General features: G+C 37.7%; 19 protein-coding genes. 10 read left to right on the forward strand and 9 right to left on the reverse strand.

The window, feature by feature from the left end:
* A partial coding sequence (locus Aru01_RS12785) for an MFS transporter (RefSeq protein ID WP_042111425.1) occupies positions 1–563 on the reverse strand: 563 nt, incomplete at its 3' end.
* 191 nt (positions 564–754) lie between these two features.
* Here Aru01_RS12785 and Aru01_RS12790 point away from each other — a divergent pair.
* From Aru01_RS12790 to Aru01_RS12795, 3 genes are all read left to right on the forward strand, one after another.
* Positions 755–1,639 (forward strand): LysR family transcriptional regulator, encoded by an 885-nt coding sequence (locus Aru01_RS12790; RefSeq protein ID WP_016658021.1) that lies wholly within the window; start codon positions 755–757, stop codon positions 1,637–1,639.
* 94 nt (positions 1,640–1,733) lie between these two features.
* The gene (locus tag Aru01_RS18675; RefSeq protein ID WP_255209867.1) at positions 1,734–1,859 is read left to right on the forward strand and encodes a hypothetical protein; all 126 of its coding nucleotides are present in this window, start codon (positions 1,734–1,736) and stop codon (positions 1,857–1,859) included.
* Positions 1,860–1,877: 18 nt separating this feature from the next.
* Complete coding sequence (locus Aru01_RS12795) at positions 1,878–4,040, forward strand: phosphocholine-specific phospholipase C (protein ID WP_016658020.1); 2,163 nt, start codon at positions 1,878–1,880, stop codon at positions 4,038–4,040.
* 72 nt (positions 4,041–4,112) lie between these two features.
* Here the strand turns inward: Aru01_RS12795 and Aru01_RS12800 are convergent, their stop codons facing one another.
* The gene (locus tag Aru01_RS12800) at positions 4,113–5,966 is read right to left on the reverse strand and encodes an LTA synthase family protein (protein ID WP_016658019.1); all 1,854 of its coding nucleotides are present in this window, start codon (positions 5,964–5,966) and stop codon (positions 4,113–4,115) included.
* A gap of 151 nt (positions 5,967–6,117) precedes the next feature.
* Entirely contained in the window at positions 6,118–6,966 is an 849-nt protein-coding gene (gene nadC / locus Aru01_RS12805; protein ID WP_016658018.1) for a carboxylating nicotinate-nucleotide diphosphorylase, read from the reverse strand.
* A gap of 152 nt (positions 6,967–7,118) precedes the next feature.
* Between nadC and ampD the strand changes: the two genes are divergently transcribed.
* Positions 7,119–7,697, forward strand: coding sequence for a 1,6-anhydro-N-acetylmuramyl-L-alanine amidase AmpD (ampD, locus tag Aru01_RS12810; RefSeq protein WP_016658017.1), 579 nt, complete (start codon positions 7,119–7,121; stop codon positions 7,695–7,697).
* 139 nt (positions 7,698–7,836) lie between these two features.
* Entirely contained in the window at positions 7,837–9,378 is a 1,542-nt protein-coding gene (murJ, locus tag Aru01_RS12815; protein ID WP_016658016.1) for a murein biosynthesis integral membrane protein MurJ, read from the forward strand.
* 63 nt (positions 9,379–9,441) lie between these two features.
* Here the strand turns inward: murJ and bamJ (Aru01_RS12820) are convergent, their stop codons facing one another.
* The 6 genes from bamJ (Aru01_RS12820) to Aru01_RS12845 all read right to left on the reverse strand — a co-directional run bounded on the left by bamJ (Aru01_RS12820) (position 9,442) and on the right by Aru01_RS12845 (position 15,660).
* Positions 9,442–10,131 carry a BamJ family beta-barrel-assembly machinery protein gene (bamJ, locus tag Aru01_RS12820; protein WP_016658015.1) on the reverse strand — a complete coding sequence of 230 codons (690 nt, stop codon included), beginning with the start codon at positions 10,129–10,131 and terminating at the stop codon, positions 9,442–9,444.
* Positions 10,132–10,287: 156 nt separating this feature from the next.
* The gene (bamJ, locus tag Aru01_RS12825; RefSeq protein WP_016658014.1) at positions 10,288–10,974 is read right to left on the reverse strand and encodes a BamJ family beta-barrel-assembly machinery protein; all 687 of its coding nucleotides are present in this window, start codon (positions 10,972–10,974) and stop codon (positions 10,288–10,290) included.
* Positions 10,975–11,024: 50 nt separating this feature from the next.
* Entirely contained in the window at positions 11,025–11,732 is a 708-nt protein-coding gene (gene bamJ, locus Aru01_RS12830; protein ID WP_016658013.1) for a BamJ family beta-barrel-assembly machinery protein, read from the reverse strand.
* 179 nt (positions 11,733–11,911) lie between these two features.
* Entirely contained in the window at positions 11,912–14,107 is a 2,196-nt protein-coding gene (locus Aru01_RS12835; RefSeq protein ID WP_040331434.1) for a polysaccharide biosynthesis tyrosine autokinase, read from the reverse strand.
* Positions 14,108–14,116: 9 nt separating this feature from the next.
* Positions 14,117–14,557 carry an arsenate reductase/protein-tyrosine-phosphatase family protein gene (locus Aru01_RS12840; RefSeq protein ID WP_016658011.1) on the reverse strand — a complete coding sequence of 147 codons (441 nt, stop codon included), beginning with the start codon at positions 14,555–14,557 and terminating at the stop codon, positions 14,117–14,119.
* Positions 14,558–14,559: 2 nt separating this feature from the next.
* The gene (locus Aru01_RS12845; RefSeq protein ID WP_040331499.1) at positions 14,560–15,660 is read right to left on the reverse strand and encodes a polysaccharide biosynthesis/export family protein; all 1,101 of its coding nucleotides are present in this window, start codon (positions 15,658–15,660) and stop codon (positions 14,560–14,562) included.
* 788 nt (positions 15,661–16,448) lie between these two features.
* Between Aru01_RS12845 and Aru01_RS12850 the strand changes: the two genes are divergently transcribed.
* The 5 genes from Aru01_RS12850 to Aru01_RS12870 all read left to right on the forward strand — a co-directional run bounded on the left by Aru01_RS12850 (position 16,449) and on the right by Aru01_RS12870 (position 21,288).
* Positions 16,449–17,393, forward strand: coding sequence for a GNAT family N-acetyltransferase (locus tag Aru01_RS12850; RefSeq protein WP_016658009.1), 945 nt, complete (start codon positions 16,449–16,451; stop codon positions 17,391–17,393).
* A gap of 255 nt (positions 17,394–17,648) precedes the next feature.
* Positions 17,649–18,929 carry a Vi polysaccharide biosynthesis UDP-N-acetylglucosamine C-6 dehydrogenase TviB gene (gene tviB, locus Aru01_RS12855; RefSeq protein WP_016658008.1) on the forward strand — a complete coding sequence of 427 codons (1,281 nt, stop codon included), beginning with the start codon at positions 17,649–17,651 and terminating at the stop codon, positions 18,927–18,929.
* A gap of 21 nt (positions 18,930–18,950) precedes the next feature.
* Positions 18,951–20,012, forward strand: a complete 1,062-nt coding sequence (gene rfbB, locus Aru01_RS12860; RefSeq protein ID WP_016658007.1) for a dTDP-glucose 4,6-dehydratase — start codon at positions 18,951–18,953, stop codon at positions 20,010–20,012.
* Entirely contained in the window at positions 20,009–20,887 is an 879-nt protein-coding gene (gene rfbA, locus Aru01_RS12865; RefSeq protein WP_016658006.1) for a glucose-1-phosphate thymidylyltransferase RfbA, read from the forward strand. The genes rfbB and rfbA overlap by 4 nt, the downstream gene beginning before the upstream one ends.
* Positions 20,884–21,288 carry a sugar 3,4-ketoisomerase gene (locus Aru01_RS12870; RefSeq protein ID WP_016658005.1) on the forward strand — a complete coding sequence of 135 codons (405 nt, stop codon included), beginning with the start codon at positions 20,884–20,886 and terminating at the stop codon, positions 21,286–21,288. Before rfbA ends, Aru01_RS12870 begins: the two co-directional genes overlap by 4 nt.
* The last annotated feature ends 154 nt before the right edge of the window (positions 21,289–21,442 follow it).

The following is a 21,442-nucleotide window of genomic DNA, read 5'->3' on the forward strand; positions in this document are numbered from 1 at the left end:
GTACCGAGTTGTTCTGGTTTGAGCCAAATATAAATCAACAATAAAAGTAGTAAAATCATCGGAAGATGGCTATAAAAAACCCAGCGCCATGAACTGATATCGATCACCCAACCACCCAGCATGGGGGATAAGGCGGGTGCAATTAATGCTGTCATCATGATGAGTGTTGAGATTTTTACTCGATCATTGCCCTGATAAAGATTAAAAGTCAGTGCTTGGCCAACAGGAATAATTAAGCCGCCGCTGAGTCCTTGGATAAAACGCCAAATTACTAAACTGTTAAATGAATCAGCAGATCCCACCATAAAACTTGAAAGTGCAAATATAGCTGTCGACCCTAACAATACACGCCGTGTATTGAATAGATTTGCAAGTCCAATACTCATGGGAATAATTAAACATAATCCCAAAATATAGCTATTAGAAATCCAAGCAGCTTCAACCTGTGTCAATTGAAATAAAGTACTCATTGCTGGAAAAGCAATCGCACTCATAAAGATATTGATACAGTCAATAAAAAAGCCGAGTAAAAAAATACAGGCAACTTTGCTGCGATATTGCATTTAAACCCACTTGTATCACACTGCTTTATTTTCTAATCACACTGGGAGACTCAGACAAAGAAAGTAGCTTTTGAATACATAATTGAAAGGTGGATGATTATTGTGGTGTTAGAAATGAAAGAGAAGTTGGCTTTTATTTACATCATTGTTCAAATATATTGAACAGCATTGCTAAAGTTGATGTGTCACATATGCCGAATTTTGAATTGATAGAAACTTTTATTACAGTGGTTGAAAAGCACTCTTTTTCTCAAGCTGCACGAGCTTTAAGTATAAGTCGAGCTTTAGTCAGTATGCGGATTAAACGTTTAGAACAAGAAATAGGGGTGACACTTTTAGTACGTGATACACGGAAAAATATTTTGACTGAGGCTGGGCAGGAGCTTTATGTCCAGTTTAAAGATATTTTATTAAGTATTACTCAATCTATCGAAAATATTAGAAAAAATCAGGTACAGAGCGCTGGAATTCTACGTGTGGCATCCACTTATGAATTTGGTCATCAGATGTTATGGCCACTGTTATCAGATTTTTGTCATCAGCATCCACAACTGCATTTGCAGTGCTTATTTGATGCACGGCCTTATGACCTCATTCATGAACAGATTGATGTCGCAATTCGATTGGGGCAACTGAATGATTCATCTTATAAAGCACGTAAGTTGACTGAATATGAAACGCTATTGGTTGCCTCACCTCAATACTTAGCTGGACGAGAATATACAACCGCCGAACAGCTAGAACATTGTGATTGGATTTCAAATCTAAATTTGAATACCTCACAGTCTTGGCAATTCTTTCAAGGACAGCAGCAAGTTACTTTATATGAAAATAGTAAATATGCAGCGAATAATATTCAGACCATTAAACAGATGCTGTTAGATGGGTTGGGAATAGCAGTGATCCCGCAGTGGATGGTGATCAATGAATTAGCGGATGGTCGCTTGGTTCAACTTTTTACAGATTATCAAATGCAACACCAAGGCGTGTATGCCGTTTTTCCAAATCAAGTTTATATTCCGCTGAAAACACGTTTGTTAATCGATTTTTTGGCTTCACAGTGGATAAATTATTAAGTTCGATTAATTAATTGCACTGCCATAAAACTATCATGAAATCGTCATTTTACTGGTATTTACTACGTCTATCTAAAAATCAATGGAAATGGTTATGCCTAAGGTGGTTTTAATTTTATGTTTATTGAGTAGCGGATTATTACTTAGTGCTTGTAATGATGACAATAACGACTCCAATAATGAAGTGACTTCGAGCTGTAAAGTCCACTGTGCACCATAAAGATAAGAGGAAATAACAATGAATCGTCGTGACTTTATTTTAAATTCAGGTAAAGGTGTTTTTGCCACAGCAGCACTTGCAAGTTTCCCAGCAAGCATTCAAAAAGCATTGGCAATTGATGCGAAAGTTGAAACAGGAACGATCAAAGACGTTAAACATGTGGTGATATTAACCCAAGAAAACCGTTCATTTGATAACTACTTTGGTACATTTAAAGGGGTACGTGGTTTTGGTGATCGTTTTACCATTCCTTTAAGCGACGGTCGGCAAGTATGGCAACAATACGATAAAAACAAAAATAAAGTACTGCCTTACCATTTAGACAGTCGTTTAGGTAATGCTCAGCGAGTATCAGGTACGCCACATTCGTGGAGTGATGGGCAGCAGGCTTGGGACTGTGGTCGTATGGGAAATTGGGTGGAGCACAAACGAAGCCAATCTATGGGGTATTTTAAACAACAAGAAGTAGAATATCAGTTTGCATTAGCAGATGCATTTACCTTATGTGATGCTTATCACTGTGCTATGCATGCGGGTACCAACCCTAACCGTAAATTTATATGGACAGGAACCAATGGTCCCAAAGCGGCGAATGTTGCAAGTGTTGTCAATGAGTTTGACACGATCGGCTCATCACAATCAGGTTATCACTGGACAACCTATCCTGAACGTTTGCAAGAAGCAGGGGTGAGTTGGAAGGTCTATCAAAATATGCCAGATAACTTTACTGATAATCCTCTCGCAGGTTTTAAACAGTATCGTGCTGCCAATGAACGTTCTGGTCAGCCTGTGAGTCATTCGAAGGTGTGTCCACCTTATGATGAATCGATTGATGCTAAGGAGCCGTTATATAAAGGGATTGCCAATACCATGCCTGATCAAGGTTTCTTGGCAAGTTTAAAACAAGATATTGCTGCAGGAAAATTGCCACAAGTGAGTTGGATTGTTGCCCCTGCCGAATATAGTGAGCACCCTGGTCCTTCAAGCCCTGTGCAAGGCGCATGGTATACACAGGAATTAGTTAATGCACTTACTGAAAATCCTGAAATTTGGAGCCAAACCGTACTGCTGATCAATTTCGATGAAAATGATGGTTTCTTTGATCATATACCTTCACCCTCAGCACCATCACGGGATGAAAAAGGTGTAATACATGGTAAAACGACTTTACCAGCTCAAGATATATCTTATGAATATTTTGATCATCAAGGGGTGGCTTTTTCTAACCAACCTAAGCCAGATGGTGGCGTTTATGGCCCAGGTGTGCGTGTACCCATGTATGTCTTGTCACCATGGAGTCGAGGGGGGTGGGTCAATTCACAGGTCTTTGATCATACTTCAGTGATTCAATTCTTAGAGGCACGTTTTGGTGTACAAGAACCCAATATTAGTCCTTATCGCCGAGCCGTTTGTGGAGATCTTACTTCAGCATTTAACTTTAAGACACCAAATAACAGTCAGCTACCTGTTTTAGCTGGCCAAAAAAGTAAACTTGAAGCAGATACGATTCGTAAGGCACAAGAGCAGCAAAGTCAGGTCAGTCTACCCACACAACAACAAAGACCTACACAGCAGCTCGGTATTCGTCCATCACGTGCTTTACCTTACATATTGCACTGTAGTGCTCTGGTCGATTCAACCCAACAACAGTTAAAGCTGATGTTTTCGAATACAGGTCATGCCGCAGCGGTATTTCATGTCTATAACCGCCGTAATCTAAATGCAATTCCACGACGTTATATCGTTGAACCGAACAAGCAGCTTGAAGATACTTGGAGCATTGAACAAGGGCTATATGACTTGTGGGTTTTAGGCCCGAATGGATTTCATCGTTCATTTGGTGGTGATTTAAGTTCACAGTTGCAAGTTGCTGCATTGCCTGAAATTCGTGTATGTATGGATGAATGTGCCAAGCTTTACTTAAAGGTGAGAAATGATGCGAATCAAGCAGCGAGTTTGGTTGTCAAATCGAATGCGTATTTAGGTAAGGAAAAAGTCTGGGAAATTAAGACCTCAGCACAAGAACAAGAGCTTTATTGGGATATGTCAGAATTTGGTGGTTGGTATGATTTTACGGTCATGCTCAGTGGTGATTCAAGCTACCAGCGTCGTTTTGCAGGTCGTATGGAAACGAATCAAGATTCAATTTCTGATCCCTATATGGGTTATGTAGAACATTGATAACCAAATACAAAAATAGCGTCTTATGACGCTATTTTTTATTCTTAGTTTAAACCCGAAATTGATCTTAAATTAGGGTTGAGGTTCGCTCGGTTCGTCTTCGGCACGTTGTAACAACTGATAGGTCCAGTTACTGCCATTAATGACATCGCTATTGAGCTTTTTATAATCGCTCAGTAACTTCTCAGCATCGAAATAACATTGCGATGTGGCTTGTTGCTGGATCTGATGAATTGTCGGGTAACATTTGCTCAGATTTTTAATAAATTGAAAATAAGGTGGTAAAGGTAAACCTGCTGAGGCCAGAACACGGCTAGCCAAAAAATGTGCTGGAATAAACTCACTATCGAATTGTTTTTTATCGATTGGGAAGTTGCTCCATACCGCAAGTGGAGTTTCAAAATACTTGGCTTGTTTCTTTTCTATTTTATCTTGTTCAGAATCAAAAAATTGAAAATCGTCATAAACCTTTTGTAAGTTTGGTAGATGGTCCCCAAAGAAAATAATCATGGTTGGACGATCCAATTGCTTAGTCATATCAATCAGTTGCTTAAATTTAGCATCAGCACGTTGCATACCAAGTAAATAGGTATTGAGTTGACGTTGGCTTGCTGCGCTCACCCCAGACTTATTGATGATGTATTTATCTTTACCAAAGCGGTCATCGTTGTACATTGGATGGTTTTCAACAGTAATTGCATAAATAAACTGTGGTTGTTGGCTTTGTTGCAGTTGTTGCTTAATGCTGTCGTAAATGAGGTCATCCGTGGCCCAGCCCCCTTGATTGATGGCGCTATTGGGATTGGCTGTCATATTTTCCAGAGAAATAAAACGTTGAAAACCTAAGTTTTGATAGACAGCACTGCGGTTATAGAAGTATTTACCATTGTTGTGCATTGCCGTACTGCTATACCCAAGCTGATTAAAATAGCGTGGTAAGGAGTAAATAGGGCGCTTTATCTTAGATACATAAAGTAATTCATTTTTATTTAAATATACATTGAGCCCAGTCAGCACTTCAAATTCAACGTTCGCGGTACCACCGCCAAAACTTGGCGAGAGTACTTGTGAAAATTGATTTTTTTGAATAGTTGGGGTTAAGTTTTTAGGCACACTTGGATCAAGTTTAGTGGCATCCCAATGCGACTCACTCATAATGAATATGATATTGGGGAGTTGTTTCAGTTCAGATTTTGCTTGCACTTGGGGTGTTTTTAAAATGTGCTCAATCTGATCTTTAGGAATTTTTTCGGTACTAAATAATTTGTCATTGAGATTGTCAATCGATTTAGAAAAGAAAAAAGTACTCATGCCTAACGTGCGAATGGTGAGATGGTCGCCAACCCAATCACCGCGTGTTTGTGGTAAATATCGTGTGTATTTACATAAGATATTGCCTGGATTTTTGGCACATTGAGTGGCAAAGTTATTTTGAAAGTTAGCGGTGATAAAAAAACCAATAATGAATACTGCCAATACCCCATTGGTCATAAAAATATGACCTTTTTCACGTTTCTCTTTTTTGTAAAGCCAAATAAAGAGGGCAAAAAATAAGGCAAGGCTAATAAATACAAAAATTTTTAAGGAAAGTGGGGAAGCTTTGAGAGTTTCGCTGACAAGTAAAAAGTCACTTGGGACTAAGCTTGTTGATAGATATCGTTCTTTTTGAATGTTAATAAAAGTCAGTAAAAAAACCGTAAATTGGCTCACAATCAGTGTTAGCCAAGTTTTACGAATCATTAAGTAAAAACCAGAAATGAATGCGTAATTTAGAATGGCGGAAAAGACGTATTTAAACGTGCGCAGGTTGCGCTCATAGTCATTTAAGGCAAAAAAGTTTTGTAGATTTTCTTGAGTTAAGAAAAAAATGAACACAGAAATAAAGGCAACGACAATGAAAAGTGCCTGTTGTTTGAGCAGCGTCATTGGCTTGGGATACAATAATGCAAGGTGAAGAGATTATAGTCCAATTGTGGTTTATTACAATTTAGTTTGCTTATAACTTAGTTATATTCTGATAGGAATATCCGTTGATTGCTTTGATTGAACGGTAAAAGAAATCAACGGATTGAAAATATTAATTGTTGTTAAAACGCATAGAAAGGTCGACTGCTTTAAGGTCTTTGGTTAACACACCCATAGAAATATAGTCCACACCACTGCTGGCAACTAGGGCCAAATTATCGAGTGTAATATTTCCTGATGCTTCAAGTTTGCAGCGTCCAGCCACATATTTGACAGCATCAATCATCTGTTGTTGGCTAAAGTTATCGAGCATCACGATATCAGCCTTAGCTTCAAGTGCTTGATTGAGCTCATCCCAAGTTTCAACTTCAACTTCAACGGGTTTATTTGGAGCAATTTGACGTGCTTGAACAATCGCTTGAGCAATACCACCTGCTGCCATAATATGATTTTCTTTAATTAAAAATGCATCAAATAAGCCAAGACGATGGTTTTGACCACCTCCGATGGCAACAGCATATTTTTGTGCAATGCGTAGGCCTGGTAAAGTTTTACGTGTATCAAGTAATTGTGTATGAAGACCATCGAGCTGCTTTACATAATGAGCAGTCTTTGTGGCTACAGCCGAAAGCGTTTGAATGAAGTTAAGTGCAGCACGTTCAATACTGAGCAAACTACGTGCCTTGCCTTGTAAAGTTAAAAATGTTTCTCCAGCAGCAACCCAATCACCATCATTTTTTAACCATGAAACTTGTACAGTTGGATCAAAATGTTGAATTAAAGCATCCACCCAAGGTTGTCCTGCCAAGATCATATCTTCACGACTTAATACAGCTGCTGTTGCTTGCTCATGTTCTGGAGTAAGCATTGCGGTAATATCGCCATCACCCAGATCTTCTTGTAAGGCGTGTTGTATATTCAATTGAATAGATTGCTCAAGCAAGGATTGCGGTATGCTCATGGAATATCCCTATATTGATTGCGCTAAAAAACAGCGGCATTTTAGCATTGTCATCGATGTCTTTGCAGAAGTTTTTATTTTTTAGAATTACGGGTAAGCTATCAGAGGCACATCGCGAGTCAATAAACTAAAGCCCTACAGCGGAGTGATAAATGCGATATATAGATAAATTTCAAGTTTCAGCAGGACAGTTACTCGGTGCAAAGCAAATTGCATCACCTAATTTTAATCAACGTCCTGAAGATACTGAAATTCAGTTGATCGTCGTACATAATATCAGTTTGCCTCCATCTCAATTTGGAGGGGGGTATATTGAACAGTTTTTTCAAAATCAATTAGATTGGGATGTACATCCATATTTTAAAAGTATTGAAGGTATGCAGGTCTCTGCACATATATTGATATTAAGAACTGGTGAGATTATACAGTTTGTTAATTTTAATGATCGTGCTTGGCATGCCGGACGCTCAAGTTATTTGGGTCAAAAGGAATGTAATGATTATTCAATTGGAATTGAATTAGAGGGGAGTGACGATCAGGATTTTGAAGATCAGCAATATCAAGCATTGGTTGAGGTCGTCAAAGTATTGCAGCAGGCTTATCCTAAAACTCAAGGGCATCTTGCTGGGCATTCAGATATTGCTCCACAGCGTAAAACAGATCCAGGTCCACATTTTGATTGGCAGTATTTTCGTGAACAGCTTCATGCCAAAAAGCAGACAAGTGAATAAGAACAGCTGATGATGATTGAGGCGATTAAAGTCAATTTATCGCTTAACGTAGAAATGCTGTTAAAGATCATCATTCAATCACGTTTTTTCGCTTCAGTTTGATTACAATAAGCACTTTATTGAAAAATGAGTAGTTCTAATGGCGCTATGGCGATCCACTTTTATCGTCAGTGCAATGACCATGGTTTCACGGGTATTGGGTCTTGTACGCGACATGGTTTTGCTGAATGTCTTTGGTGCGGGAAAGGATTTTGACACCTTTGTTGTTGCGTTTCGTATTCCTAACTTTTTCCGGCGGCTTTTTGCTGAAGGTGCGTTTTCTCAGGCTTTTATACCCATATTAACTGAATATAAAACGCAACGTTTACATGCCGAAGTACAAATATTAATTAGTAGAGTCTTTGGTTGTTTACTGTTGGCAATGTCGGCATTAACCTTAGTGGCGATGATTGCGGCTCCAGTCATTATTTATGCGTATGCACCGGGTTTTCATACCGACCCAGCTAAGTTTGAACTTGCTGTTGATATGTTTCGCCTCACCATACCTTATTTAATGTTCATGTCATTAACTGCTTTTGCCAGCAGTATCTTAAACAGTTATGGTTCTTTTTCTACACCTGCATTTTCTCCAGTTTTATTAAATATCGCGATGATTGCTGCAGCTTGGTGGTTAGCACCACATATGGCACAGCCGATTATGGCATTGGGTTGGGCTGTTGTTGCTGCAGGTATTTTACAGCTTGCTATTCAAGTCCCAGAGCTATGGCGTAAAAAGTTATTGATTCCACCAAAAGTTGATTTTAAACATGAAGGGGTGGAACGAATTTTAAAACTGATGCTTCCCGCATTATTTGGTGTATCTGTTACACAGATTAACCTCTTACTCAATACGATCTGGGCCTCATTTATGCAGGATGGTTCAGTGTCTTGGTTATATAGCGCAGAAAGAATGACAGAGCTGCCTTTGGGACTGATAGGGGTGGCAATTGGTACAGTAATTTTACCGTCTTTGTCGACACAAAAAGCTGAGCATGATCAACAAAAATTTAAAGCGATGTTGGATTGGGCTGCACGGGTGATTGTCTTGGTTGGAGTGCCTGCAAGTATTGCCTTATTTATGTTATCTACCCCAATTATTCAAGCACTGTTTCAACGTGGAGAGTTTGATCTGCGTGATACACAAATGACCGCTATGGCCTTGCAGTGTATGAGTGGTGGTGTATTGGCCTTTATGTTAATTAAAGTGTTTGCTCCTGGTTTTTATGCTATTCAAGATACTAAAACTCCTGTACGTGTTGGTTTAATCGCTGTTGCTGCTAACGCGATTTTAAACGTCTTGTTTATTGGATTATTTAAATTAATCGATTGGCATGCAGAGCATATGGCTTTGGCTATAGCTTCATCTGGTTCAGCATTGGTCAATGCCGCGATGTTGTATTACTACTTGCACCGCCGTGATATTTTCCGTTTTGGCAGCCATTGGAAAAAACTCGTAATACAGTTTGCGATTGCGAATGTCGTAATGGTACTTGCTCTAGCTTATGGCCTGACTTGGTACAATGGAGAAGCCTCACAATGGATACGTGTGCTACAAGTGATCGGCTTATGTGTGGTCGGGGTTGTTGCCTATGCCATTGGACTTTTGATGAGTAATTTTAGACCTCGTCAGTTGAAGCCTTAATTGTATTTTACGCGAATAAGATGAAACAAAATGGCTGTCTTGATGACAGCCATTTTTTAATGGTTATTGCACGATTTTGAGTAATTCAACTTCAAATATTAAAGTGTTATTTGGTCCAATCGCATCTCCTGAACCAATCTCACCATAGGCTAACTTTGCTGGAATAAAGAAGCGATATTTTGCACCCTCTTTCATCAGTTGTAGACCTTCGGACCAACCAGGAATAACCTGACTGACTTGAAATTCAACAGGTTGATCACGAGCAATCGAGCTATCAAATACTGTGTCATCTAACAGACGACCTTCGTAGTGAACCAATACTTTTGAAGTCGCTTTTGGTGTTTTACCTGTTCCAGCAGTAAGTACTTGGTATTGCAGTCCTGACTTAGTTTGAGTAATACCTGTATTTTTAAGGTTACTTTCTAGGAAAGATTTTTCCTTCAGGGCATTTTCAGCTGCAATTTGTTTCAGTTTTTCAAGTTGCATCGCTTCAATACTTTTTTGATATTGAAACATTGCCTTCTTCATTTCTTCTTTGGTTAAACTCGGTTCTTTTCCAGCAGTTCCTTGTTTAACGCCTTCCAAAAATGTATTCATGTCTACATCTTTTAATATTTCGGCATATGTAAGGCCTACTTGATAACCGTAACTATAGCTAAATTGTTCTTGTTGTGTGCTGCGATTATTGACTGATGCTGCATAACTTGCCGAGCATAAAAAGAAAATACTGGAGCAAAGTAAAGCTTTTTTCATGGTTATATCCTGTGTCGGGAAACAAGATTTGCTCCCAGTATTGAATTAAAATTAACTTTGATCAGTTCTACAATAAAAATCAAAGTCATACTATAAGTAGTGTGTATATTCTTAGTGTTAAAAGAAAAGTGAAGGCGCTTTTCTCTACATTTAAATTTATTGAACTTTGATGAGTTCAACATCAAAAATAAGTGTGCTATTTGCAGGAATAGGCCCAGTATTTTGTGAACCATAAGCAAGTTTTGAAGGCACATATAGCGTTGCTTTACTACCTTCTTGCATGAGCTGTAAGCCTTCTGTCCAACCTGGAATGACCTGATCAAGTGGAAACTCTATAGGTTCATTACGTTTGTAAGAACTATCAAACTCTGTACCGTCAAGCAGTAATCCTTTGTAATGCACAGTGACTATTGAGTTTGCTGTCGGGCGTTTGCCTTTGCCTTTTTGAATGATTTTGTACTGTAAGCCTGATTTGGTGGTGACAATGCCAGGTTTTTTGGCATTTTCACTTAAGAATTTTTCTTCGACAGCAGCTGCTTTGATTGCATCAGATTTTTGTTTCTTTTCAAGCTGCATTTGAGCTTGATGATATGCTTCTTGCAATTCTTTTTGGGTATAAGGATTAGGCTGCTTGGTATAACCAGCACGAAGACCCTCTACGAAAGCTTTAAAATCAACTTCATCAGGAACTTGCGAACTGAATTCATGTCCAAGTGCATAGCTTATTTTCTCAATTGAACTGGCTGTTGATTGAGTTTTATCTAGAGCTGCTGCATGAGTATAAGAGCCGCCAATGAGGCTAACCAAAATAAATAGTCGGGTGAATATGGTTTTTTTTTGCATGTTTTGATCTCAAAAAAGGAGAGCCTAAGCTCTCCTGAAATTTAGTTTAATTATTGAACTTTAATTAATTCAACATCAAAAATTAAGGTACTGTTTGCAGGGATTTCAGCTGAAGCTTGTGCGCCATAACCGAGTTTAGCTGGGATATAAAGCGTTGCTTTACCACCTTCTTTCATGAGTTGTAAGCCTTCAATCCAACCAGGGATTACACCTTTAAGTGGGAAAACCACAGGTTCGTTACGTTTGTACGAACTATCAAATACGGTACCGTTGATCAACTGCCCTTTGTAGTGCACAGTGACCATAGAGTCTGCTGTAGGTTGCTTACCCGTACCTTCTTTGATGACTTTGTATTGTAGGCCAGAAGCAGTCGTGATAACGCCAGGTTTTTTAGCATTTTCGCTTAAGAATTTTTCAGTACTCGCATCAGTTTTTTGTGATTCAGCTTGTTGTTTCTTTTCCAATTCTTTTTGCAGCTCTACAGAAGCAGCTTGTAATTCTTCATCTGTATAAGCACGTGGTTGTTTATCATAACCAGCGCGAATACCTGTAACAAAAGCATCAATATTTAGTTCAGGTGGAGTTTGGCTACCAAATTCGTGGCCAAGTGCATAACTCATTTTTTCAATTGGGCTCGCATCTTTACTCATGCTGGCTGTAGTTGTTGGAGTCGCAGGGTGTTTTGTCGCATAGTAAACAGGGACTAGTGCAGCACCACCTAAAAGTACGGCAACGGTGATAGGTAAAGCTTTACTCATAACGTGTCTCAATGTGTTTTTGGAAATATAACGAAATGCAGTTTAGTGCATTCAGCATATACTGTCATTGAGTAAAGCGGTATCAAATTTGAATAGATTTTGCGTAATAAATACAGTTTTAAGTCATTCAATAGCAACAATAGCTATTGAATGTTGAGGTTTATAAATAATTTTAAAGTCTAATCATGACTGGACGAACTATAGTGATAACTGAAGTTATAGTTTGAGGCATAACCGATACTCTGTTGAATGTCATTGAGAATAACACCATCAATTTTAATGCCGGCCTGCTCATAGCGTTTTTTAGTCAGATCTAATGCTTTCATGAATGTTTGTGCGTGGCGTACAACGATTAAATTGACAGTAGCGTATTGTGAAATAATGAGTGCATCGGTAACTGCTAAGATCGGAGGTGTATCGATAATAATGTGATCATAGGATGGAGACAGGTGTTCGAGTAGAGCCTGAAAATGATCCGATGCCAATGTTTCAGATGGATTACCTAGATTTTTCCCCCGACTTAAAAAATTCAAATTATTTACATGAGTGCTGTGTATGCATTGTTCTAATTCTATTTGATGGTGTAAATATTCACTTAATCCTGGGCTGATCGCTTGATTAAAGTACTTATGTAGATAACCTCGACGTAAATCAGCATCAATCAGCAAAACTTTTTTATTACTTTGTGCAAAAATCGTCGCTAAATTAGTTGAAATAAATGACTTACCTACCTCAGGGACAGGCCCTGAAATAGAAATAATATTGTTCTTCGCATGGGTAAGGGTAAAGTGAATTGTGGTTCTAAGACTTCTTAAACTCTCAATCGCAATATCTTCACCATCCCTAACCGCAAGAATAGGGATCGATTTTTTCTTTTTAAGCACATGCATACGAGTCTCTTGAATTGGAGAGCGCGGTACTGTAGCAAAAACAGAAAGGTCTAACTCTCGCTCAATTTGTGCAAAGGTTTTAATGCCCTGTTTGAGCATGCTACGAAACAGAGAGAACAGAATACCGATGAAACTACCAATCATGAGTGACAAGAAAAGCACAATCAATTTTCGTGGTTTAATCGCTTTAACAGGTTCAACAGCTGTATCAATAATGCGAACACTACCAATTTCACCTGCTTGCGCTACTTTAAGTTGTTGGTAGTTATTTAATAATGAAGTGTAGAGTTCAGTATTTACTTTCACATCACGATAGAGCTGTAGATATAAGCGTTGAAGCTCTGGTAAGGCACTTAGTGTACGATTAAGTTCTTGGGTTTTCTTATTAATAGCCTCTAATTGCGCTGTAATCTCCGTCATGAGTGGATGGATATCGGTATATTTGGATTGAAGTTCAGCTTGTTTCTGTTTTAACTCAATTCTGGTTTTTTCAAGCTCTACGCTTTGTTTAAGTAATAAGTCAGACTCTTGAGATACATCTACTGTATTATTTTTACGACGAAATTGGTTGAATTTAATTTCTGAGTCTAATAGTTGTTGTCTAAGTTCAGGGAGTTGTTTATCTAAGAAGCTCAGCGTCTGTTTGGACTCTAGGGTCTTGCGCTCAATATTTTGTTGATGATAGATGTCCAAAACACTATTCAGAACATGGGTAATATGTTCTTTATCATAACCCTGATAGTCCAGCCCGATGACCCCTGTGAGTTTTCCACGTTCAGCCACAGAATAGTTTTCTAGAAAAGAACCCACTGAAGAGGGCAGAGATTGTTTGATTAACGTGAAGCTTTGTTGAGGTGAACCTAAGGGGGTTGCTATTTCAATTTCCCAAGTACCTTTTTCAGTAGTGAGATGATTGAGTTGATTTTGTTTCGCTTTAATCAGCACTTGTTCTTTAAAACTAATGGTAAATTGATTATTTTCTATAAAGTGAAGACTCAAAGGTTTGTCTAAATAGTAGTTGGGTAGTTCAAACTTTTTGATTTGAAAACTTGAGTGTTTTGTCTGCACACTGACAGCATTAGGTTTATAAAAAACGTCTAAGTACTTAGGGGAAATCAGTCGATTGAGAAGACTATCATGATCATCTTTGACTATAAGATTGAGATTTAGATCATGGATCACTTGGCCAATAATGAGTCGAGATCTGAGAATTTCAATTTCAGCATCAGCTGGCGATTTGGTTCCAACCGTTCCAGAGAGCTCTTTTAATTGCCCAAGTAAAGCAACAGAGGCTGCACTTTTTCCATCTTCTACTTGTACCAAAGCATTGGTTGAATAGATCGGCAAGGTAACTCTTAGATATAATATTGCAATAATCAAACTGATGACGATGCAGAGCATAACCAATTTCCATTGGTTCAAAACCGAGAAAAATAATTCTTTTAGGTCTATGTTATCGTTGTGTAATTTAGAATTTTGATTCATAGCTGACCGTTAATACTCAAGCGTAATATGAGATTGCCAATCCAAGGAAAACATTTGGATAAGACAACATATTTCATTAAAAAAAATTTGATCATGTTGGTAAGGATCGCCTACATCTTGATTTTTCCAATGTCCAATACGAAATACTCGCCCATAGGCAAAGGGCCACATGATTTCAATATGTTTTTTTTGATTTTGAGTCATAACAAAAATGATATCTGCCCATTTGATGAGATCTAGATTGATTTGTTTGGCAATATGCGGGCGTATATCAATTTTATATTGATCCATAGAAATAATTGCTTTGCTATCAGCTGGTTGGCCGACTAAGGCAGCCAAGCCAGCTGATTGAATATTTAACTGTGGAAGCTGTTGTTTAAGAAAATATTCAACCATTGGACTACGGCAAATATTACCTGTACATACGACCAGGATATGTTGAATGTTCATCGTTATGGTCTACCCAGCTGATTAACACTATATAAAACACTAGAAAAGGGAAGAATTTGGTTAACGACACGCTGCCAACGTGTTAAACCTGTAGCGTCGATATATACAATGTCATTTTTTTGCATTTCGAATTGATTGGCCAAGGCCAGATTGCCAATGCTGGATAAGTTGAGGTGATATAGCGTCGATGTTTTATTATTTAAGTTTGTGCGCATGACAAAAATACGTGCTGCACTTGCGGAAGATGGATTAATTCCTTCACTTTCTCCTAATACATCACTGAGGCTCATTCCTTGATCTCGTAATTCAATGGCACGACTACGACTAGATTCACCCATAACATAAAGTTTTTGATCTTGTTTGGTATTTACGAAAATCGTGTCGTTGGGTTGGATCAATAATTTATGTAGGGATAAGCCCTGCTTTTCTAAATTGAGTACATTTAAGTTGTAAATGATACCGCCTCGAATGAGCTGGACATGAGTGTTGTCACCGGTTTTCGTATCAATACCACCTGCCATACTTAACGCTGTATATACACTAATAGGTTGGTCATTTAAGGTAAATTGGCCGCTTTTGATTACTTGACCATTCACATAATAACGTTGGCCTTCATAGGAAATGACACGAACAACCACATCAGGTCGTTTTAAATAATGCGCAAATTGGTTGCTTAAATAACTATTCGCCTCTGCCAAAGTTTTGCCAGCAATGTGTGTACGACCGAGTAGGGGGAGTTGGATATAGCCATTCGGGTCTATGGGATAACCTGTGGTATTTGCATTTGCACTATCAATCTGGATCTGTGGGCTAATTTCAGGATAGGCCCAGAGCTGGATAGATAAAATATCGCCAGGACTTAAAACATAAATTTTTGGCTGGTGATGAAACAGTTTTTGGATCTGTTCAGGGCTTTGTTTAATTTCCAATGTTGTGGACGAAATATTTTTTTGGGTGAGTTGAAGTACTGAAATCACAGCACCTTGCTCAGTACGAAATAGCCCTTGTTGAGGCAGATCATAGGTTTGAAGACCAGGGGTAAGTGAACAGCCTGAGAAAAAAAGCGATATGGTCATAAAAACTGATGTACTTGGATACTTCACATTCATAAACCTTTCTTTATAAAAAAATCTGAATATAAATAGAGAATTAGATCTATTCATGGTGAAAATAAAATAAATAATGAATGCGTTATTGTTTTTAGAATTCAGCACATATTTATATTAAATAATATTTATAGGGTAGAGTCGGTTGTCAAACAATATCATATAGATTGTTTTCTCTCCCAACCCCTTTATTCCTTAACTGTATTTATCACTTTACTTATTTATAGTAATTGGTGTATTAAATTTCAGCTGTTTTTTATTATGTTTTTGAAGTTGATTTGCTGTTGGTTTTGATTGCTCTGAGGTGTTTGTTGTACAGATATTCTTTTTTTATTATGTTATTTCTTTAAAAGGTTTGCGTGCTGTAAAATAAGTTGGTTTTAGAAGTTAATTAAAAAAAAGCTATATTTTAACAATTATTTTTTAAATTATTGCTTCTCATATGAATTGTAAAAACCTAATGAATTAAAGCAATAAATTATACATAGTCTCAATGCAATACTCCCCATATTCATTGGTAATAATGTGCATTCAATAGAATAGCTTAAAGAGAAATATTAGATCATAAGTAAATTGAAGCATAATGTTAAATATGAATTGCATCACACTTTTTTATAATTTTGCATATTAATCTGCTGAAATCGGTGGTATCGTTTTTTCGTGGTATTCAATAATAATATTTATATTTAATTGAATTTTTATTATTTTTTGGAATGCTTTTTTATATTGAATAATTTTTTAAGGTTTTAATTTTTTTGACGATATATATTTTTAGAGGTTTCCCTATGGGCTTTTTTATTAGTAGATATTCAAATTCAGAAAAAAAATTATGGAATAGCTTTATATTAAATTGCAAAAACTCTCATTTCATGTTCCATAGAGATTTTATGGATTATCATTCGGATCGCTTTGAGGATTTTTCATTAATCATTATGAATGAGAATAATAAAATAGTTACTTTACTACCAGGGAATGTACATAAAAATGTTTTTTACAGCCATCAAGGATTAACTTTTGGTGGGTTTTTAATGGATAAAAATATACATGCAGTCGATGTAATTGAAATATTTGATGAGGTTAAAGATTTCTTAAAAATAAATAATATTGAAAAAATTATTTATAAGCCTGTGCCTGTGATTTACCATCAATACCCTGCTCAGGAAGATCTATATGCTTTATTCCGTAATGATGCTCAGCTATCACGTCGAGATATAAGCTCTTCTATTTTAATTGAAAAGGGATATAACTATTCAAAGAGTAAACAGTGGAGTATCAATAAGGCGAGGAAGGGCGGCGTAAGCTGTAAACCTATTGAGCAACCGAGTGACTTATGGGGGGTAATTCGAGCTGTACTTAAGGAAAATCATCAGACTAGTCCAGTGCATAGCGAAGCGGAGATTGATTATTTAAAAGGGAAATTTCCAGAAAATATCAAAGCTTATGCTGCATTTTATCAAGATGAAATAGTTTCAGCCTGTGTCACCTTTGAGAGTATTAATGTTGTGCATACTCAATATTTAGCTTGTAATCGTTTGGGGCGGGAACTGCGTGCTTTAGACATGCTGATTGATTATGTGATTGCTGCGAGCTCAGATTACGCCACGATATTTGATTTTGGTATTTCCAATGAAAATAATGGCCGCTACTTAAATAATGGTTTAATTAGCCAAAAAGAAAGTTTTGGAGCACGTGCGATTGTATATGACTTATATAGCGTAGATTTGGTCTAACTCTAATGTTGAAGCGCTAAAGTCGAGATAAAAATCACATATAAAAATTTGGGTCATTTAAAATATGATCAGCTTGTGTCTAATATTGAGGTGATGACATGACATGGTTCTTTTTTCTACAAAATAGAAGAGATTTCTGTCCTAGCCTCATGAAGCGCAGCTGATCATTCAAACACAAGCATGCGAATTTCTGCTATATTTCTTAACTTGAAAATGAAGTTTTTTACCTGAAAAAACCTACTGAGTTAATGGCATATGTTTCAACTTGATCAGCTTAAAATCGCAATTATCGGACTGGGCTATGTTGGCTTACCGCTAGCAGTGGAGTTCGGGAAACATGTACCGACAATCGGTTTTGATATAAATTTACATAGAATTGAAGAATTAAAACAAGGTGTTGATCACACACTCGAAGTCAGTGCTGAAGAAATGGCTCAAGCGAGTCGATTGAATTATAGCGCAGCCGTTCAAGATCTTGCTGCCAGTAATTTTTATATCGTGACTGTTCCTACGCCAATTGATGACTTTAAACAGCCAGATCTTAATCCTTTGATTAAAGCATCAGAAATGATTGCTCAAGTACTCAAAGTTGGTGATGTTGTTGTTTATGAGTCTACTGTTTATCCAGGAGCGACTGAAGAGGTCTGTATCCCAGTACTTGAAAAAATTTCTGGCTTAACGTTCAACCAAGACTTCTTTGTCGGATATAGTCCAGAGCGTATTAATCCAGGCGACAAACAGCGCCGTGTAACAAATATTTTAAAAATTACTTCTGGTTCGACAAATGAAGCAGCACAGTATATTGATGAAGCATATCAATTGATTATTCAAGCAGGGACATACCGTGCGCCAAGTATAAAAGTTGCTGAAGCAGCAAAAGTCATTGAAAATACTCAACGAGACGTCAATATTGCATTAATTAATGAATTGGCTCTGATTTTTAATAAGATTGGTATCGATACAGAAGAGGTCTTAAAAGCAGCTGGAACCAAATGGAACTTTTTAGGTTTTCGCCCTGGCCTTGTTGGTGGTCACTGTATTGGTGTTGACCCGTATTATCTTACGCATAAAGCTCAATCGATTGGTTTACATCCAGAAATTATTCTTGCTGCACGACGTTTAAATGATCGTATGGGTGAGTATGTAGCGACTCAACTGATCAAAGAGATGGTGAAAAAGCGCATTCAAGTTGTTGGGTCTAAAATATTAATTATGGGCTTGAGTTTTAAAGAAAATTGTCCTGACATCCGTAATACTAAGATTGTAGATATGGTCAAGGCGTTAAAAGAATATGATTTGGATCTCGATATTTATGATCCTTGGGTTGATCCTGAAGAAGTAGAAAAAGAATATGGATTACGCCCAATTACTCATGTTGAACCGCAAGGTCAATACGATGCGATTGTTTTAGCTTTAGCACATGAACAATTCCAACAAATGAGTGTTGAGGATTTTAAAGCTTTGGGTAAAGCCAAGCATGTTTTATATGATTTAAAGTATGTGCTTGATCAAGACCAAAGTGATATTCGACTATAAGATATAAATAATAGGAATCGTATGAATATTTTAGTAACAGGCGGTGCTGGGTTTATAGGCTCGGCTGTGTTGCGGTACTTGATTAAAAGTACTGATCACCATGTACTCAATTTAGACAAATTAACTTATGCAGGTAATCTGGAGTCTTTGTCTGAAATTGACCAGAATCCACGTTATCAGTTTGTACAAGCTGATATTTGTGATGCGACAACATTAACTCAGATATTTGAGCGTTTTCAACCAGATGCGGTTATGCATTTGGCTGCTGAGTCACATGTGGATCGTTCTATTGATGGGCCTGCTGCTTTTATTCAAACCAATATTGTCGGGACTTATACCTTACTTGAGGTGGCTCGTAAGTACTATGCTGCATTATCTGCTCAGCAGAAATCAGTATTTCGGTTGCATCATATTTCAACTGATGAAGTCTATGGTGATTTAGAAGGAACCACAGATTTATTCACTGAAACAACAAGTTATGCTCCGAGTTCACCTTATTCAGCCAGTAAGGCGAGTTCAGACCATTTGGTACGTGCTTGGCATCGAACATATGGATTGCCTGTGGTGATTACCAACTGTTCGAATAACTATGGGCCATATCATTTCCCTGAAAAACTCATTCCTTTAGTTATTCTCAATGCTTTACAGGGCAAAGCCTTACCTATTTATGGTAAAGGCGATCAAATCCGTGATTGGCTTTTTGTCGAAGATCATGCTCGGGCGCTATATAGCGTTGTGACTCAAGGAAAAGTTGGCGAAACCTATAATATTGGTGGACATAACGAAAAGCAAAATATTGAAGTCGTTAAAAATATTTGCCAAATTTTGGATGAGTTGCGGCCACGTGCTGATGGGCAATCATATGCAGTACTGATTGAGTTTGTAAAAGATCGCCCAGGACATGATTTACGTTATGCCATTGATGCAACAAAAATTGCCAATGAGTTAGGTTGGAAACCTGAGGAAACGTTTGAAACAGGTATTAAGAAAACTGTGCAATGGTATTTGGAACACTTGGATTGGTGCCATCGCGTACAAGATGGTAGTTATCAAGGACAGCGACTAGGTGTAGGTGCATCATGAATACAAAAGGTATTATTTTAGCGGGCGGTTCAGGTACACGCTTATATCCCATTACTAAAGGGGTTTCAAAACAGCTATTACCAATTTACGATAAGCCGATGATTTATTATCCATTATCGGTCTTGATGCTGGCGGGTATTCGTGAAGTCTTGGTGATCACCACAGCTGAGGATCTTGACGGATTTAAACGCTTATTAGGTGATGGGTCACAATTTGGAATTGAATTGCAGTATGCCGTACAACCGAGTCCTGATGGTTTAGCCCAAGCATTTATCATTGGTGAACAGTTTATTGGAGACAGCTCAGTCTGCTTAGTATTAGGAGATAATATCTTCTATGGTCAAGGCTTTACGCCTATGTTGCGTCAAGCTGCAAGTCGTAAATCAGGTGCTACTGTTTTTGGTTATCAAGTTAAGGATCCTGAACGTTTTGGTGTTGTGGAATTCGATGAAAACCGCTGCGCTGTCTCTTTAGAAGAAAAGCCAAAAAAACCTAAGTCCAATTTTGCAGTCACAGGACTATATTTTTATGACAACGATGTCATTGAAATTGCAAAACAAGTTAAACCCTCTGAACGCGGTGAGTTAGAAATTACCACAGTAAATCAAATGTATTTAGAGCGTGGTGATTTAAACGTTGAACTGTTGGGGCGTGGCTTTGCTTGGTTAGATACAGGTACACATGCCAGTCTGTTGGAAGCTGCGCAATTTGTAGAAACGCTAGAAAAACGCCAAGGTTACAAGGTTGCTTGCCTTGAAGAAATCGCCCTAAGTCATGGGTGGTTGAGTAAAGAACAAGTACATCGTATTGGTTTGAGTATGCAAAAAAATGATTATGGCCAATATTTATTGTCATTATTGAGTGATGAACAATGAGTTTGGTTCATTTAATTGACTTGCCTAGTTTTGCCGACGAACGTGGTGGTTTGGTGGCAATAGAATCAGAGCAAAGCATTCCTTTTGCAGTAAAGCGTTTATATTATATTTTTAATACAAATCACCAAGCACGTGGCTTTCATGCGCATTTAAATCTGCAACAACTCGCAATTTGTATCAAGGGCCATTGTCGTTTTGTTTTGGACAATGGGATTGAAAAGCAAGATGTGGTGTTGAATGAACCCACACAGGGCTTATTGATCGAAGGACTGGTTTGGAGAGAAATGCACGATTTTTCTGAGGATTGTGTGTTGTTGGTCTTGGCAAGTGAGCACTATGATGAAGCTGATTATATTCGAGACTATGCGCAGTTTATGTTAACCGTTCAAAAGAGAGAATGACCCGTACATAGGGTGCTATCCAAGATTCTTATATGAAGCACCATTGTTTGTATTCATGTTCGTGCTTTAGATGATGTGGCTATGTATGTAAATTTTAGAAAAGTCACTCCTAAACTTGAAGCATTAAGTTATATTTACATCCTGAACCAGAGCT

Source organism: Acinetobacter rudis (assembly GCF_000829675.1).
In the GTDB taxonomy this organism is placed as follows: Bacteria; Pseudomonadota; Gammaproteobacteria; order Pseudomonadales; family Moraxellaceae; genus Acinetobacter; species Acinetobacter rudis.

Coding starts and splice junctions, on each gene's coding strand:
- bamJ (WP_016658014.1), bottom strand. CDS start 10,974: ATGCAAAAAAAAACCATATTCACCCGACTATTTATTTTGGTTAGCCTC.
- ampD (WP_016658017.1), top strand. CDS start 7,119: ATGCGATATATAGATAAATTTCAAGTTTCAGCAGGACAGTTACTCGGT.
- Aru01_RS12795 (WP_016658020.1), top strand. CDS start 1,878: ATGAATCGTCGTGACTTTATTTTAAATTCAGGTAAAGGTGTTTTTGCC.
- tviB (WP_016658008.1), top strand. CDS start 17,649: ATGTTTCAACTTGATCAGCTTAAAATCGCAATTATCGGACTGGGCTAT.
- Aru01_RS12800 (WP_016658019.1), bottom strand. CDS start 5,966: ATGACGCTGCTCAAACAACAGGCACTTTTCATTGTCGTTGCCTTTATT.
- Aru01_RS18675 (WP_255209867.1), top strand. CDS start 1,734: ATGCCTAAGGTGGTTTTAATTTTATGTTTATTGAGTAGCGGATTATTA.
- nadC (WP_016658018.1), bottom strand. CDS start 6,966: ATGAGCATACCGCAATCCTTGCTTGAGCAATCTATTCAATTGAATATA.
- rfbB (WP_016658007.1), top strand. CDS start 18,951: ATGAATATTTTAGTAACAGGCGGTGCTGGGTTTATAGGCTCGGCTGTG.
- Aru01_RS12790 (WP_016658021.1), top strand. CDS start 755: ATGCCGAATTTTGAATTGATAGAAACTTTTATTACAGTGGTTGAAAAG.
- bamJ (WP_016658013.1), bottom strand. CDS start 11,732: ATGAGTAAAGCTTTACCTATCACCGTTGCCGTACTTTTAGGTGGTGCT.
- Aru01_RS12850 (WP_016658009.1), top strand. CDS start 16,449: ATGGGCTTTTTTATTAGTAGATATTCAAATTCAGAAAAAAAATTATGG.
- murJ (WP_016658016.1), top strand. CDS start 7,837: ATGGCGCTATGGCGATCCACTTTTATCGTCAGTGCAATGACCATGGTT.
- Aru01_RS12835 (WP_040331434.1), bottom strand. CDS start 14,107: ATGAATCAAAATTCTAAATTACACAACGATAACATAGACCTAAAAGAA.
- bamJ (WP_016658015.1), bottom strand. CDS start 10,131: ATGAAAAAAGCTTTACTTTGCTCCAGTATTTTCTTTTTATGCTCGGCA.
- Aru01_RS12840 (WP_016658011.1), bottom strand. CDS start 14,557: ATGAACATTCAACATATCCTGGTCGTATGTACAGGTAATATTTGCCGT.
- rfbA (WP_016658006.1), top strand. CDS start 20,009: ATGAATACAAAAGGTATTATTTTAGCGGGCGGTTCAGGTACACGCTTA.
- Aru01_RS12870 (WP_016658005.1), top strand. CDS start 20,884: ATGAGTTTGGTTCATTTAATTGACTTGCCTAGTTTTGCCGACGAACGT.